Origin of the sequence: Pantoea sp. DY-15, from assembly GCF_019795935.1 — a bacterium.
In the GTDB taxonomy this organism is placed as follows: domain Bacteria; phylum Pseudomonadota; class Gammaproteobacteria; order Enterobacterales; family Enterobacteriaceae; genus Pantoea; species Pantoea leporis.
Map to the genome: position 1 here is coordinate 462,565 of NZ_JAIMIF010000001.1, position 14,793 is coordinate 477,357.

Below are 14,793 nucleotides of genomic sequence, written 5' to 3' on the forward strand. Positions count from 1 at the left end.
AGCGATTACGCAATAAATTGCGCCGCGACGGCACGAGCAAGCATCCGCCATTCCTGGCGACCGCCCTCACGCTTTCGCCAGCACGCGCTCTACCAACTGCTGCCAGAAGGTAATACCAATCGGCAGCAGCTCATCATTAAAGTCGTAATTGGCGTTATGCAGCGGTGCGGACGGCGTTGCGCCATCGGCACCCAGCCAGAAATAGGCACCGGGGCAGGCTTGCAGCATGCAGGCAAAATCTTCCGAAGCCATTGAAGGGTTCACCTGCCAATGCACCTGCGCCTCGCCAAGCAGATCAACCGCCACCGCACGCACCTGTTCGGCTTGATTTGCATGGTTGGCGGTGACCGGATAACCGGGATACCAGTGAATCTCGCCGCTGACGCCAAACGGGCGCGGCAACGTCGTGACAAAATCCTCAATCAGACCGCGCACGCGATTGCGCACGTCGGTCTGCAAACATCGCACCGTGCCGCGCAACACAATCTGCTCAGGAATGACGTTAATCGCTTCGCCGCCGTGAATCTGCGTCACGCTCACCACCGCCGAAGCCAGTGGCGACAGACGACGCGACGGAATGGTTTGCAGCGCCAGAATCAGCTCGGCAGCAACCACCATGGGATCGGCCCCGCTTTCCGGCATCGCCGCATGGCAGCTTTTACCGTGCAGCGTAATTTCGAACGAGTCGAGTGACGCCATCATCGCATCCGGATTCACCGCCAGCGTGCCCACCGGCATGCCCGGCCAGTTGTGCATGGCGTAAACCGCATCCATCGGGAAGCGCTGGAACAGGCCTTCTTCCACCATTTTGCGCGCGCCACCGAGATTCTCTTCGGCGGGCTGGAAGATGAAATGAATAGTACCGCTGAAGTTGCGCGTAATCGCCAGCTGACAAGCCGCCGCCAGCAGAATCGAAGTGTGACCATCGTGACCGCAGGCATGCATAACGCCGGATGTTTGCGACTTCCACTGCGGCGCGCCTTTTTCGGTGATCGGCAGCGCATCCATATCGGCGCGCAGACCAATAACCGGTCCGGGACCGTTCTCTAAGGTGCCGATTACGCCGGTGCCCGCTAAGCCACGAAACACCTGTAATCCGGCCTCGGTGAGGACCTGTGCGACGAGCTCGCTGGTCTGCTGCTCCTGGTAACCCAGCTCAGGATGTTGGTGTAACTGACGACGCCAGTTGAGGGCGTTTTCCAGCAGTGCAGCAGGCAGGCTCATAAGGTAAGGCTCTCCATTAGCAGCGTGAGCTGCAAAATAATGTATTTACTGTAGTGGCAAGCGTATGGCGGCGTCTATCGCGGAACGGAATAATTTGGCTATAGGGTATAGCGGAATGGAATATGCAGATTTAAATAAAAACAGGTCGCCATGAATGGCGACCCTACAACGATAGTGCGCGGTTTTCGCGCACCTGGTTTATTTCTGCATCGGCAGGTTGAGACCGTGCTCCTGCGCGCAGCTTTGCGCTAATTCGTAACCCGCATCCGCGTGACGCATTACGCCGGTGGCCGGATCGTTCCACAGCACGCGACCCAGACGCGCATCGGCTTCTTTGCTGCCGTCACAGACAATCACCACGCCGGAGTGCTGCGAGAAGCCCATGCCGACGCCGCCGCCATGATGCAGACTCACCCAGGTTGCGCCACCTGCGGTGTTCAGCAGGGCATTCAGCAGCGGCCAATCGGAAACCGCATCCGAGCCGTCTTTCATCGCTTCGGTTTCACGGTTCGGTGACGCCACGGAACCGCAATCCAGATGGTCGCGACCGATGACGATCGGCGCTTTCAGCTCGCCGTTACGCACCATTTCGTTGAACGCCAGCGCCGCTTTGTGGCGCTCGCCGAGACCCAGCCAGCAGATACGCGCCGGTAAGCCCTGGAAGGCGATACGCTCCTGCGCCATGTCGAGCCAGCGATGCAGATTCTGGTGATCCGGGAACAGCTCTTTCAGCTTGGCATCGGTTTTGTAGATATCTTCCGCATCACCTGACAGCGCCACCCAGCGGAACGGGCCTTTACCTTCGCAGAACAGCGGACGAATATAGGCCGGCACAAAACCCGGGAAATCGAAGGCATTTTTCACGCCCTCATCCAGCGCCACCTGACGGATGTTATTGCCGTAATCCACGGTCGGCACGCCCATGTGATGGAAATCCAGCATCGCCTGCACATGTACCGCCATTGAGGCGCGCGCGGCTTTCTCCACCGCTTTCGGGTTGCTGACACGCTCGGCTTCCCAGCGCGCCAGATCCCAGCCGACCGGCAGATAACCGTTAATCGGATCGTGTGCTGAGGTCTGATCGGTGACGATGTCCGGCTTCATGCCGCCCGCTTTGGCACGTTTCACCAGCTCCGGCACGATTTCAGCGGCGTTGCCCAGCAGACCAACAGAAATGGCACGCTTCTCTTTGTTGGCCTGATCAATCAGCGCCAGTGCTTCGTCCAGCGTATAGGCTTTGTGGTCGACGTAGCGGGTGCGGATACGGAAATCGATACGTGATTCCTGGCACTCAATCGCCAGCACGCTGGCACCGGCTAACACACCCGCCAGCGGTTGTGCGCCGCCCATGCCTCCCAAACCGGCGGTGAGGATCCAGCGGCCGCTGAGATCGCTGTCGTAATGCTGACGACCCGCTTCAGCGAAGGTTTCGAAGGTACCTTGCACGATGCCCTGCGCACCGATGTAGATCCACGAACCGGCGGTCATCTGGCCGTACATCATCAGGCCTTTTTGATCCAGCTCGTGGAAGTGATCCCAGTTGGCCCAATGCGGCACCAGATTCGAGTTAGCCAGCAGCACGCGCGGCGCATCGGCATGCGTACGGAACACGCCCACCGGTTTACCGGACTGGATGAGCAGCGTCTCTTCCGGCTGCAGGGCGCGCAGCGAACGCAGGATCTGCTCAAAGCACTCCCAGTTACGCGCGGCTTTGCCGATACCGCCGTACACCACCAGATCTTCCGGGCGCTCTGCCACGTCAGGATCGAGGTTGTTCTGGATCATGCGGTAAGCCGCTTCAATCAACCAGTTGGCGCAGTGCAATTCATTACCGCGCGGCGCACGGATTTCACGGGCTACAGCCTGAGTCAAAGTTTCGCTCATCATCGATTCCTTAATTAACAGTCTTACGCTGGCTTGGCAGCAGCGCGGTAAGGGATTCAGGCCATGCAGGTGCGCTGGCCCACAGACGCATGGATTCGATATCCGGCGCCAGTAAACGGTCGTGATCGAGGAAGGCCACGTTCTCGCGGATGCGGCTCATCTCCTGTTCCAGCGTCGGCGAGCTCTGCAGCGGACGATGGAAATCAATGCCTTGTGCGGCGGCCATCGCTTCGATGCCAACCACGGCGGCGGTGTTGAAGCACATGCTGCCGAGGCGGCGGGCCGCGTAGGTTGCCATCGAGACGTGATCTTCCTGGTTAGCGGAGGTTGGCAGGCTGTCAACGCTGCCCGGATGCGCCAGCGATTTGTTCTCAGACGCCAGCGCTGCAGCAGTGACCTGCGCAATCATAAAGCCGGAGTTAACGCCGCCATCATTGACGAGAAACGGCGGTAAACCGGAAAGGCCGGTATCGAGCAGCAGCGCCAGGCGACGCTCGGAGATCGCGCCGATTTCGGCAATCGCCAGCGCCAGAATATCGGCGGCGAAGGCCACCGGCTCGGCGTGGAAGTTACCGCCGGAAATCACATCGCCGCTGTCACTGAACACCAGCGGATTATCGGAGGCGGCGTTGGCTTCAATCTGCAACACGCGCGCGGCGTGCGTCAGGTTATCAAGGCAGGCGCCCATCACCTGTGGCACGCAGCGAATCGAGTATGGATCCTGCACGCGACCGCAGTTGGTGTGCGAGCCGAGGATTTCACTGCCGGATAATAAAGAGGAGACGGCGGCAGCAACGTTGATCTGTCCCACCTGGCCGCGTGCTTCGTGAATACGCGCATCGTAAGGTTTCACCGAGCCTTTGATGGCTTCCAGCGACAGCGCACCGGCCATCAGGCCCGCTGCGAACAGGTTTTCCGCTTCGAACAGCCCGCGCAGCGCCAGCGCATTCGAAACCTGCGTGCCGTTGAGCAGCGCCAGACCTTCTTTAGGACCCAACACAATCGGCTGCAGGCCAACGCGCGCTAAGCCTGCGGTCGCGGGGATTAATTCGCCATCAACGCGTACCTGACCTTCGCCCAGCAGCATCAGGGAAAGATGCGCCAGCGGTGCCAGATCGCCTGACGCGCCCACCGAACCTTTCTCCGGGATGCACGGCATTACATCGGCGTTGAACAGCGCCAGCAGCGCTTCAATCAGTTCGATACGCACGCCAGAGTGACCGCGCGCCAGGCTGATAATTTTGGTAGCGACCACCAGACGCGCCACGTTGTCCGGCAGCAAATCGCCCAGGCCTACGCTGTGCGACAGTACCAGATTACGCTGCAGCTCGGCCAGCCGCGCCGAAGGGATCTGCGTCTGCGCCAGCTTGCCGAAACCGGTGTTGATGCCGTACACCACTTTGCCGGATGCGACGATGGCATCGACGGTTTCATGGGCACGCGCAATCGCTGCGCGCGCTTCATCGGCCAACGTGAGCGTTACCTTGCTTTGATAGATGGTGCGCAAGGTAGCGAGGTCCACTTCACCGGGAACGAGGCGAATTTCCTGAACCGAACCTGACATAGTCTACTCCTGTCTATACAAGTGTTCTGGCATTAATGGGACGCCGATATTTTGCGATGTGGCTGTCCGATTTGCCGTGGATTGCGATGAGTGAAGCATAAGTGTCTAATCTTGTCTATACAAGTAGCAAGCGCTATGCCAGATTGTTCTTGTTCTGTGAAATACGACGCAATGCGCGTTATGCGGTGTAAACGCAGCGTGATTGCACCGGAGTAGGGCGAAAGCTGCACCAATGCTGGGCGGATTGCACAATTAGATGTATATACATTTACAAGCTGAGACAGTAAACTTTGGGCATTACTCTTTAAAGGAACAGGAAATGGCGGAGCAAACAGCAGTAGCACAGCTGGCTGCGGCGATGGGCGATGAGCCTGCGCCGATTTACCAGCGGGTGAAGCAGGCGATCGTCAGCCAAATCCGCGAAGGTCACTGGAAAGCCAACCAGCGCGTGCCGTCTGAGAGTGAACTGGTGAACGAGCTGGGCGTCAGTCGTATGACCATTAACCGCGCGCTGCGTGAACTCACCAGCGAAGGTTTTCTGGTGCGCATGCAGGGCGTGGGCACCTTTGTCGCGGAGATGAAGGGCTACACCGCGATGCTGGAAGTGCACAACATCGCCGATGAGATCGCGCAACGCGGCCATCGTCACAGCTGCAAGATTTTGTCGATTGGGCAGATGAAGGCCGATCCGGAACAGGCGGCGGTGCTGGGATTATCCACCGGGCAAACGCTGTTCCATTCGCTGATTGTGCATTACGAAAACGATCTGCCGGTACAGCTGGAAGATCGCTTGGTCAATCCGCTGGTGGCGCCGGATTATCTCAGCCAGGATTATCATCAGTTGACGCCGTACACCTATTTGATGCGCGTTGCGCCGCTGACCGCTGGTGAGCATATTGTGGAAGCGGTGCTGCCGGATCTGCGCCAGCGTAAGCATCTGGCGCTGGATGAACATGAGCCGTGCTTGCTGATTCGTCGTCAGACGTGGAGCGACAACAAGATTGTGACCTACGCGCGCCTGCTTTATCCGGGATCGCGCTATAAGTTGCTGGGGCGCTTTAGAGGACACGGCTAAGCGTGACAAATAACAGTCTGGCATCCGGCGTTTGCGGTGCCAGCTCAAGCTTTTCATCCAGCCACCAGATCCCCTGATCCACTTCTAGCGTCTCTCCGGCCGTAGTTTGCCATATTCCCGCCACCACCCACGCCACGCCGTTTTCACTGCTGACCGTTTCTTGCGCGATGCTCACCGCCGATCGCCAGCTGTCGCGCCGCGTCATGATATTGAAATCCTGACAGCTACCCGAAATGGTGGCTTCAATCGCCCATTCACCGGGAAACGCCCACGGCTGCAGCGGGGTTAAGCGCTGCTGAGCCTGTTCACTCTGCAGTAAAACGCTGTCGCCGTGCAGCAGGGTAATCACGCGATCGATGCCGGGAAAAGGTGAAAACGGCCCGTCGGCGGAGATGGTAGCGATGCTGGCGCGCCAGGCAAACTGCGCGTCGCCCGGTGGATAGCTGACGATTTCCCGCGTTTCACCGCCGCCGTTGCGCCAGCGGCTTACCGGAAGCTGGTCGTAGGCAAAACGGGTGCTCATTGTAACGCCCTCATCGCCTCGGCAAAGTGCGCTGCGGCGTGCTCTTCTGCCGCATGATGGCCTTCGCTGATCACCTGCTTGCCCGCCACGAACACGTCGCGGATCTGTTCACGCTGGCCGCCAAACAGCCAGCGGTTCAACAGCGAAGCGCTGCTAACGCTGCTGAGGAACGCGTCTTCTGCCAGCACCAGCCAGTCACCACGTTTGCCAATTGCCAGTTCACCTGCCGGCAAACCACACGCCTGCGCGCCGCCTTGCGCCGCTTGTTGCCACAGCAGATCGCCCACCGAAGGCTGATTGGGCAAGGTGATGCGGTTGCGACGACGATCGCGCAGTCGCTGGCCGTACTCCAGCCAGCGCAGCTCTTCCAATGCGCTAAGCGACACGTGGCTGTCGGAGCCAATGCCCCAGCGGCCACCGCGCGCGATGTACTCGACTGCCGGGAAAATGCCGTCGCCGAGGTTGGCTTCCGTGGTCGGACACAATCCCGCCACCGCGCCGCTTGCCGCCATGCGCTGAATTTCGTCGTCATCAAGATGAGTGGCGTGAATCAAGCACCAGCGCTGATCGACCGCGAAGCGATTGAGCAGCCACGCCACCGGACGCTCACCGCTCCACGCCAGGCTGTCGTTAACCTCTTTCTCCTGCTCGGCGACGTGAATGTGCACCGGCACATCCTGCGGGCAGGCGGCTAATACTTCGTGCATCTGCGCTTCATTTACCGCGCGCAGCGAATGGAAGCAGATGCCATGATTAAGCAGCGGCTTATCCGCGCTCCAGCTCGCCACGCGCTGCTGCTGTTGCAGATAGGCGTCGGTTTGCTGAATGAAACGGCGCTGGCCATCGCTGGCCGGCTGCGAACCAAAACCGCTGTAGCTGTAGAGCACCGGCAGCAAGGTTTGACCGATGCCGGCGGTCTCCGCCGCCGCCATCAGTGCCAGCTGCATGGCATCATCGGCGTAGGGTTTGCCGTGCGCGTCGTGGTGCAAATAGTGGAATTCCGCCACCTGGCTGTAGCCGCCTTTCAGCATGTCGATGTAGAGATGCGTGGCGATAGCGCCAACCTGCTCGGGCGACAGGCGCTGCACCATGCGATACATCAAATCGCGCCATGTCCAGAAGCTGTCCTGCGGATCGCCCGCCACTTCAGCCAATCCCGCCATCGCGCGCTGGAAGGCGTGTGAATGCAGATTCGCTATCGCCGGAATCACCGGTCCGGCAAGACGCGTGGCATCGCCGGGCTCGCTGTTGGGCGCGAGTTGGGTGATCTGTCCGACTGCGTTGGTAGTAATCAGCACGCGCTCATGCCAGCCGTCGGCCAGCAGTGCGCGTGGGGCAAAATAGGTTGTCATGGTTGATCCTGCATGGCGGAAAGTTGTATATACATATACATACTTTGAAGCGCAGTGTAAATCGCCGAACGCGAAGGGGAGTGGGATGGCAGAAACAGAGCAGATCGACAGCCTGTGGCTGGGGGCCGACATCGTTACGATGCGTGACGGGCACTACAATCTGATTGCCGACGGCGTGCTGGCGGTCAATCAGGGAAAACTGATTTGGGTGGGGCCACGCAGTGAATGCCCGGCTTTTGCCGCGCGCGAACAGCACCAATTTTCCGGCGGCATCATCACGCCCGGTCTGGTGGATTGCCATACGCATCTGGTGTTTGGCGGCGATCGCAGCCAGGAGTTTGAGCAGCGTCTTAATGGTGTGAGCTATGCAGAAATCGCTGCGCAGGGCGGCGGCATTCTTTCCACGGTGCGCGCCACCCGCGCGGCCTCGCAGCAAGAGCTGGTGGCAAGTGCGCGCTGGCGGCTGGATCGCCTGCTGGCGGAAGGCGTCACCACGGTAGAGATCAAATCCGGTTACGGCCTCGATGAGGCCAGCGAACTGACCATGCTGCGCGCCATTCGTGAGTTGGCGGAAACGGTGCCTGCCGATGTGCAGGCCACTTGCTTAGCCGCGCACGGTTTCCCGCCGGAGTTTAAAGACAATCCGCAAGGCTGGATCGATATCATCTGCCAGCGCCTGTTACCGCAGGTGAAAGCAGAAGGGTTGGCGGATGCGGTGGATGCGTTTTGCGAGCATTTGGCCTTTTCTCCTGAGCAAGTTCGCACGGTCTTTGATGCCGCCAAAGCATTGGGCATGCCGGTGAAACTGCACGCCGAGCAGCTTTCGGCGCTGGGCGGCGCGGCGCTGGCGGCCAGTTACGGTGCGCTCTCCGCCGATCATCTGGAGTACGCCACCGCAGCGGATGCGCAAGCGATGGCGCAGCACGGCACCGTGGCGGTGTTGCTGCCGGGCGCGTTTTATCTGTTGCGTGAAACCCAGCGTCCGCCGGTAGCACTGTTCCGTGAACACGGCGTAGCGATGGCGCTGGCCAGCGATGCCAATCCGGGCACCTCACCGGCGCTTTCGCTGCGACTGATGTTGAACATGGGCTGCACGCTGTTTGGTTTGACGCCGGAAGAGGCGTTAGCGGGCGTGACCTTGTGGGGCGCCAAAGCGCTGGGATTACAGCACTCGCACGGTTCGCTGGAAGCGGGCAAGGTCGCGAATTTTGTTCACTGGCCGCTGGCGCGTCCGGCTGAGCTGGTTTACTGGCTGGGCGGCGAGTTGCCGTGCCAGGTTATTTATCGTGGAGAAGCGCAATGACACCTTTTCATTTCACCGCCGGTAAGATTCCGCTGCTGGTCAGCATTCCTCACGCCGGCACGCAGTTAACGCCGGAAGTGGACGCCGGCCTGAGCGACGCAGCGCGCGGCCTGCCGGATACTGATTGGCACTTGCCGCTGCTGTACGATTTTGTGCGCGATCTCGGCGCCAGCGTGTTAATTGGTCACTATTCACGTTTTGTTATTGACCTTAATCGCCCGGCGGATAATCAGCCGCTCTACACCACGGCGACCACCGGCTTGTATCCGGAAACCTTGTTCGACGGCAGGCCCACCTTTGCACCGGGTAAAACGCCGAGCGCCGAGGTGCGCCAGGGTTATCTGGACACGATTTGGCAGCCTTATCATCAGCAGCTGCAGCAGGAGCTGGCACGCCTGAAAGCTGAACATGGTTACGCGCTGCTGTTTGATGCGCACTCGATCGCCTCGGTGATCCCGCGGCTGTTTGAGGGGCGTTTACCGGATCTCAACATCGGTACCAATGATGGCGCCAGCTGTTCAACGGCGGTGATCAACGCGATCAAACAAGTGTGTCATGCGCAAAACGATTACAGTTGGATCGCGAACGGACGCTTTAAAGGCGGCTATATTACCCGCGCCTACGGCCAGCCGGAGCAAGGCGTGCAGGCGGTGCAGCTGGAGCTGGCGCAGCTCAATTATATGGATGAAACCCCGCCGTTTGCCTGGCAGCAGGATCGCGCAGCGCAGCTGCAGAAGGTACTGAAACCGCTGATGCAGGCGTTTCTAGACGCCGGTAAATCGAACTAAATCCCCGCACCTATTCGTAGCGGCGCAATTTATTGCACGTTATTCAGATTGGCAATGTGGTCGCCATTCATACGCGCGATTAATCGCGCCGCTACGATTCGTGATCCTGCACCACCACAATGCACACCTTGCCTCCTCGCGGTGCAATATTACGTCCATCGCGTGACCATCTCCCTGAATTTGCGGCTTTGCCGATTTGGCATAGTGCTTGCTAGGTTGTATGTACAAGTAAAGACCGCGCAGCGATTATGAATTTTTATACTGGCTGGCTCACAAAAAGCTTATGCCGACAATGATCTGCCGCACGCTAACTTGTATATACATGAAAGGTCATCTGCAAATATTGCATAAGCAGAGACTGCCAAATTCGATTAATAGCCAGGAGAAGCCGCATGACGCACCGCGCCCCGATTCGCCGTTTTTGCCTCACGACCCTGTTTGCCAGCCTGATGATCAGCGGCATTGCCGTCCAGGCGAAAGAGTGGAAATCGATCACCATCGCTACCGAAGGCAGCTACGAACCCTGGAACCTGACGCTGCCGGGCGGCAAGTTGGGCGGCTTTGAACCGGAACTGATGGAAGACCTGTGCAAGCGCATGGGCATTCAGTGCAAGCTGGTGGTGCAGAACTGGGACGGCATGATCGCCGGCCTCAACGCCGGAAAATATGACGTGATCATGGATGCGATTGTCATCACGCCAGAGCGCAAAAAAGTGGTTAACTTCACCACGCCATACGCTTCAACGCCCGCCACCTTTATTACCACTAAAGACAATCCGCTGCTGCCGGCCGATCACAACATCATCAAGCTGCATGATGACGAGAAAGCGATCAACGCGGCAATTGCCCCACTGAAAGCGGCGCTGAAGGGCAAAACCATTGGTATCGCTTCCGGCACGGTTTACACGCCCTTTATCGACAAGTACTTCAAAGGCGATACCGAGGTACGCGAATACACTTCTTCGGCGGACGCGATGCTCGATCTGCAATCCGGTCGTATCGATGCGGTGTTCGATGACGTGACCTTTGCGCAATCGATGCTGGCGCGCAAAGAAAACAACAATCTGGTCTTCAGCGGCCCACAGCTCGGCGGTCCAATTTGGGGCGAGGGCGAAGCAATGGGCGTACGCATGGCGGATAACGATCTGAAAGCCAGGCTGGATGAGGCGATCCATGCCGCGCTGGCTGACGGCACGGTGAAAAAGCTCAGTGAGAAGTGGTTTAAAACTGACGTAACTCCGTAAGTGAGGTGAAAGATGATGAGCCTGCTGAGTTTTGGTGCTGATGGTTGGGGCCGCCTGATCCTGAGCGCCGCCTGCACCACGCTGCTGCTGTCGCTGGTGGCGCTGATGATTGGTGCGGTGGTCGGTTCCGGTGTGGCGGCCGCCAAATTATCGCCTCAGCGCTGGCTGCGCTGGTTGGGTGAAGGCTATTCGGTGGTGTTTCGCGGCATCCCGGAACTGCTGGTGATCTACCTGTTCTATTTTGGTGGATCCGGCCTGATTACGCTGGTTGGGCAGATGTTCGGCGCAGATGGCTTTATCGAAGCGCCGCCGTTCCTGATTGGGGCGCTGGCCATTGGGCTCATCTCGGGTTCGTATCAGGGTGAAGTGTATCGCGCGGCACGTCTGGCGCTGGCCAAAGGCGAAGTGGAAGCGGCGGTGGCGATTGGCATGCCGCGCTGGCGCATTGCGCAACGCATTCTGCTGCCGCAGGTGGTGCGTTACGCGCTGCCGGGCATGTCGAACGTGTGGCAGATGAGCCTGAAAGACTCGGCGCTGGTGTCGGTCACCGGCATCGTCGAGCTGATGCGCGCCAGCCAGGTTGCGGCGGGATCCACGCGCGATTACTTCACGTTTTATCTGGTTGGCGCTGCCTGTTATCTGGTGCTGACGCTGGTGTCTAATCATGCGTTTCGTCGGGCAGAGTCGCGCCTTGGTCGCGCGTGGCAAAGTCGCACTGCGGCGCAGCATTAAGGAGCAGCAGCATGATCGACTTCGCTTTTCTCTCGGATACCTTCCTCAAGCTGAGCGCCGCGCTGCCGGTGACGCTTGGCCTGTTTATCAGCGCCTTTCTCTGCGGCGGCATATTGGCGATTGGCATTTTGTCACTGCGCATGAGCCGCTGGCGGGTGCTGAGCGGCTTCGCACGCGGCTACATTCTGGTGTTTCGCGGCTCGCCGCTAATGATTCAGCTGTTTCTCATCTATTACGGTCTTGGCCAGTTTGGCGTTATCCGCCACAGCTTCGTCTGGCCGTTCCTGCGCGAGCCCTTTATTTGCGCGGTACTGGCGCTGTCACTCTGTACGGCAGCTTACACCGCTGAGATTTTGCGTGGAGCGCTGCTCGCCGTGCCGGCTGGACAAGTGGAAGCCGGTCTCGCCTGCGGCATGTCACGCTGGCTGCTGCTGCGCCGCATTATCGCGCCGATCATGCTGCGCTATGCGTTGCCGGCGTACTCCACCGAAGCGATTTTGCTGGTGAAATCCACCGCGCTCGCCAGCCTCGTCACCGTGTGGGACGTGACTGGCGTGGCGCAGCAGATCATTCAGCGTACCTATCGCACCATGGAAGTGTTTGTCTGTGCGGCGGCGATCTACCTGATTCTCAACTTTATTATCGTCCAGCTGTACGCGCTGTTAGAGCGCCGTCTGACCCCGGCGCATCGTGTCGCAAAAAAGCCGATGCCCGCCGTTAAACCGCTTGCCGGAGAGTAATATGCATTCCACATCACCCGTTACCTTATCCGCCACTGATATCCATAAATCCTTTGGCGCGATGGAAGTTCTGAAAGGCATTTCGCTACAGGCGCATCAAGGCGATGTCATCTCGATTCTTGGCGCCAGCGGCTCGGGCAAAAGTACCTTGCTGCGCTGCATCAACCTGCTGGAAACGCCGGATGCTGGCGTGGTGAGTGTCGGCGGCGAAACCATTGAGATGAAACGCCATGCGCGCGGCCATCAGCTGGCGGCCAATCCGAAACAGATTGAGCGTTTGCGTTCACGCCTTGGCATGGTGTTCCAGAGCTTTAATCTTTGGTCGCACATGACGGTGCTGCAAAACGTCATTGAAGGGCCGCACTATGTGCTGAAGCGCGACAAGAAAAGCTGCATCGCCCAGGCGGAGCAACTGCTGGATCGCGTTGGCTTACTCAATCGCAAGGATTTCTACCCGGCGCAGCTCTCGGGCGGCCAGCAGCAGCGCGTGGCGATTGCCCGTGCGCTGGCGATGGATCCGGAAGTGATGCTGTTTGATGAACCGACTTCGGCGCTCGATCCGGAACTGGTGGGCGAAGTGCTGAAAGTGATGCGCAGCCTGGCGGAAGAGGGGCGCACCATGCTGGTGGTGACGCACGAAATGGGCTTTGCGCGCAACGTCTCCAACCGCGTGGTGTTTATGCATCAGGGCACCATTGATTGTCAGGGCGCGCCGGAAGAGATGTTTGGCGCCCAGGGATCGCAGCGCTTTAAGCAGTTTATCTCCAGCCATCACGGCGCGGAGCAGCCAGCATGACCATCGTATGGGGCGACAGCTCATTAACCTGGCAAGAGCTGGTGCAGGTGGCGCGGCACAACGCGGAACTCAGTTTGAGCGTCAGCGCCTGGCAGCGCATTGCGCAGGGGCGCGCGATTGTCGATGAGATTGTCGCCAGCGGCCAGATCGCTTACGGCATCAATACCGGCCTCGGCGCGCTGTGCAACATCACGCTGCCGGAAGATCAGCTCAGCCAGCTGTCGCGCAATACGCTGCTGAGTCACGCCTGTGGCGTGGGGCCGCTACTGACGCGTGAGCAGGCGCGCGCCATTCTGTGCGCGGCGATTGCCAATTACAGCCACGGCAAATCGGGCGTGTCGGTGGCGCTGGTGCAGCATCTGCTGGCGCTGCTCAATCAGCAGATTACGCCGCAGGTGCCGTCGCAGGGTTCGGTCGGCTACCTCAGCCATATGGCGCATATCGGTCTGGCGCTGATTGGTGTCGGCGACGTGGAGTATCAAAACCAGATCATGCCCGCGGCGCAGGCGTTAACGCTGGCGGGATTACAGCCTTATCGTCCGGGGGCCAAAGAGGGTTTGAGCCTGGTCAACGGCACGCCGTGCATGACCGGCTTGTCCTGCCTGGCGCTGGATGATGCGGCGCGTTTGCTGGATTGGGCCGATGTCACCGGTGCGATGAGTTTTGAGGCGCTGCGTGGACAGCGGGTGGCCTTTGATGCCGAAGTGATCGCGCTGAAAGCCAGTCCGGGCATGCAGGTAAGCGGTCAGCGCTTACGCGCACTGCTGAGTGATAGCCCGCTGCTGGCGGCCAGCGTCGGCATTCGCACTCAGGATGCGCTCAGCCTGCGATCCATGCCGCAGGTACATGGCGCCAGCCGCGATCAGTTCGATCACGCGGCGCGCCAGATTGAAACCGAACTCAATGCCTGCACCGATAATCCGCTGGTGCTCGGCACGGCGGATAACTGGCGCGTGGTGTCGCAGGCTAACCCGCACGGCGAATCGGTGGCGATGGCGGCGGATCTGCTGGCGATTGCCATGGCGGAAGTTGGCAGCATCGCCGAGCGGCGGCTCGATCGGTTAGTCAATCCGCTGGTGAGCGGCTTGCCGGCGTTTCTGGTGGCGCAGCCGGGCGTTAACTCCGGCATGATGATTGCGCAGTATGTGGCGGCGTCACTCTGTGCGGAAAATCGCCAGCTGGCGCAGCCGGCGGTGCTGGATAACTATGTGACGTCGGGTTTGCAGGAGGATCATCTCAGCCTCGGCACCGGCGCGGCGCTGAAGCTGCTGAAGCTGGTGGGCAACGTGTGGCAGATTCTGGCGATCGAGTATCTGCTGGCGGCGCAGGCGCTGGATTTCCACGGCGAAGATCAGCTGGCGCAGGGAACGGCGCAGGCATTGCGTCGCCTGCGCGCGGTGGTTGCCAACTGGCAGGAAGACCGCTGGCTGGCACCGGAGATTGCGCGGGCGGTAGAGGTGTTGAAGAGCGGTTTGTAAGGCGTGGTGTTTCAGACGGTCGCCATAAATGGCGCCCCTACAAAATCCGATGCCATTTATGGCGACCGTATAAATCCGGTCGTAGGGTCG

The 14,793-nt window shown here is 59.6% G+C and carries 13 protein-coding genes; 8 read left to right on the plus strand and 5 right to left on the minus strand.

Annotated elements, in window-relative coordinates:
• Positions 1-66 precede the first annotated feature (66 nt).
• The 3 genes from K5Y32_RS02275 to hutH (K5Y32_RS02285) form a co-directional block, all read right to left on the minus strand.
• Positions 67-1,224, minus strand: a complete 1,158-nt coding sequence (locus K5Y32_RS02275) for a M20 aminoacylase family protein (RefSeq protein WP_222181692.1) — start codon at positions 1,222-1,224, stop codon at positions 67-69.
• A 198-nt stretch (positions 1,225-1,422) separates the two neighbouring features.
• Positions 1,423-3,108 carry a urocanate hydratase gene (hutU, locus tag K5Y32_RS02280; protein ID WP_110865798.1) on the minus strand — a complete coding sequence of 562 codons (1,686 nt, stop codon included), beginning with the start codon at positions 3,106-3,108 and terminating at the stop codon, positions 1,423-1,425.
• A 10-nt stretch (positions 3,109-3,118) separates the two neighbouring features.
• A complete protein-coding gene (gene hutH / locus K5Y32_RS02285; protein ID WP_222181693.1) occupies positions 3,119-4,672 on the minus strand; it encodes a histidine ammonia-lyase in 1,554 nt (517 codons plus the stop codon).
• 319 nt (positions 4,673-4,991) lie between these two features.
• Between hutH (K5Y32_RS02285) and hutC the strand changes: the two genes are divergently transcribed.
• On the plus strand, positions 4,992-5,747 hold the full coding sequence (hutC, locus tag K5Y32_RS02290) for a histidine utilization repressor (RefSeq protein WP_008102577.1): 756 nt from the start codon (positions 4,992-4,994) through the stop codon (positions 5,745-5,747).
• Here hutC and K5Y32_RS02295 read toward each other — a convergent pair.
• Both K5Y32_RS02295 and K5Y32_RS02300 read right to left on the minus strand, forming a co-directional pair.
• The gene (locus tag K5Y32_RS02295) at positions 5,731-6,270 is read right to left on the minus strand and encodes a HutD family protein (RefSeq protein WP_222181694.1); all 540 of its coding nucleotides are present in this window, start codon (positions 6,268-6,270) and stop codon (positions 5,731-5,733) included. The two genes, hutC and K5Y32_RS02295, sit on opposite strands and share 17 nt — an antisense overlap.
• Positions 6,267-7,622: a formimidoylglutamate deiminase gene (locus K5Y32_RS02300; protein ID WP_222181695.1), complete on the minus strand. Its 1,356-nt coding sequence runs from the start codon at positions 7,620-7,622 to the stop codon at positions 6,267-6,269. Before K5Y32_RS02300 ends, K5Y32_RS02295 begins: the two co-directional genes overlap by 4 nt.
• An 85-nt stretch (positions 7,623-7,707) precedes the next feature.
• Between K5Y32_RS02300 and hutI the strand changes: the two genes are divergently transcribed.
• The 7 genes from hutI to hutH (K5Y32_RS02335) all read left to right on the plus strand — a co-directional run bounded on the left by hutI (position 7,708) and on the right by hutH (K5Y32_RS02335) (position 14,703).
• Positions 7,708-8,925, plus strand: a complete 1,218-nt coding sequence (hutI, locus tag K5Y32_RS02305; RefSeq protein ID WP_222181696.1) for an imidazolonepropionase — start codon at positions 7,708-7,710, stop codon at positions 8,923-8,925.
• Positions 8,922-9,713 carry an N-formylglutamate deformylase gene (gene hutG / locus K5Y32_RS02310; protein ID WP_222181697.1) on the plus strand — a complete coding sequence of 264 codons (792 nt, stop codon included), beginning with the start codon at positions 8,922-8,924 and terminating at the stop codon, positions 9,711-9,713. Before hutI ends, hutG begins: the two co-directional genes overlap by 4 nt.
• A gap of 392 nt (positions 9,714-10,105) precedes the next feature.
• Positions 10,106-10,957 carry a transporter substrate-binding domain-containing protein gene (locus tag K5Y32_RS02315; RefSeq protein WP_192236565.1) on the plus strand — a complete coding sequence of 284 codons (852 nt, stop codon included), beginning with the start codon at positions 10,106-10,108 and terminating at the stop codon, positions 10,955-10,957.
• A gap of 12 nt (positions 10,958-10,969) precedes the next feature.
• The gene (locus K5Y32_RS02320) at positions 10,970-11,689 is read left to right on the plus strand and encodes an ABC transporter permease (protein ID WP_101761023.1); all 720 of its coding nucleotides are present in this window, start codon (positions 10,970-10,972) and stop codon (positions 11,687-11,689) included.
• A gap of 11 nt (positions 11,690-11,700) precedes the next feature.
• Positions 11,701-12,429 (plus strand): ABC transporter permease, encoded by a 729-nt coding sequence (locus tag K5Y32_RS02325; RefSeq protein WP_101761022.1) that lies wholly within the window; start codon positions 11,701-11,703, stop codon positions 12,427-12,429.
• 1 nt (position 12,430) lies between these two features.
• Entirely contained in the window at positions 12,431-13,225 is a 795-nt protein-coding gene (locus K5Y32_RS02330) for an ABC transporter ATP-binding protein (protein ID WP_101761021.1), read from the plus strand.
• The gene (gene hutH / locus K5Y32_RS02335; protein WP_222181698.1) at positions 13,222-14,703 is read left to right on the plus strand and encodes a histidine ammonia-lyase; all 1,482 of its coding nucleotides are present in this window, start codon (positions 13,222-13,224) and stop codon (positions 14,701-14,703) included. Before K5Y32_RS02330 ends, hutH (K5Y32_RS02335) begins: the two co-directional genes overlap by 4 nt.
• Positions 14,704-14,793: the final 90 nt, after the last annotated feature.

Bases quoted from the DNA above. Each gene is read 5' to 3' on its own strand.
- hutC (WP_008102577.1), top strand. From the start codon at position 4,992: ATGGCGGAGCAAACAGCAGTAGCACAGCTGGCTGCGGCGATGGGCGAT.
- K5Y32_RS02320 (WP_101761023.1), top strand. From the start codon at position 10,970: ATGATGAGCCTGCTGAGTTTTGGTGCTGATGGTTGGGGCCGCCTGATC.
- hutH (WP_222181698.1), top strand. From the start codon at position 13,222: ATGACCATCGTATGGGGCGACAGCTCATTAACCTGGCAAGAGCTGGTG.
- hutG (WP_222181697.1), top strand. From the start codon at position 8,922: ATGACACCTTTTCATTTCACCGCCGGTAAGATTCCGCTGCTGGTCAGC.
- hutI (WP_222181696.1), top strand. From the start codon at position 7,708: ATGGCAGAAACAGAGCAGATCGACAGCCTGTGGCTGGGGGCCGACATC.
- hutU (WP_110865798.1), bottom strand. From the start codon at position 3,108: ATGAGCGAAACTTTGACTCAGGCTGTAGCCCGTGAAATCCGTGCGCCG.
- K5Y32_RS02325 (WP_101761022.1), top strand. From the start codon at position 11,701: ATGATCGACTTCGCTTTTCTCTCGGATACCTTCCTCAAGCTGAGCGCC.
- K5Y32_RS02330 (WP_101761021.1), top strand. From the start codon at position 12,431: ATGCATTCCACATCACCCGTTACCTTATCCGCCACTGATATCCATAAA.
- hutH (WP_222181693.1), bottom strand. From the start codon at position 4,672: ATGTCAGGTTCGGTTCAGGAAATTCGCCTCGTTCCCGGTGAAGTGGAC.
- K5Y32_RS02295 (WP_222181694.1), bottom strand. From the start codon at position 6,270: ATGAGCACCCGTTTTGCCTACGACCAGCTTCCGGTAAGCCGCTGGCGC.
- K5Y32_RS02300 (WP_222181695.1), bottom strand. From the start codon at position 7,622: ATGACAACCTATTTTGCCCCACGCGCACTGCTGGCCGACGGCTGGCAT.
- K5Y32_RS02275 (WP_222181692.1), bottom strand. From the start codon at position 1,224: ATGAGCCTGCCTGCTGCACTGCTGGAAAACGCCCTCAACTGGCGTCGT.
- K5Y32_RS02315 (WP_192236565.1), top strand. From the start codon at position 10,106: ATGACGCACCGCGCCCCGATTCGCCGTTTTTGCCTCACGACCCTGTTT.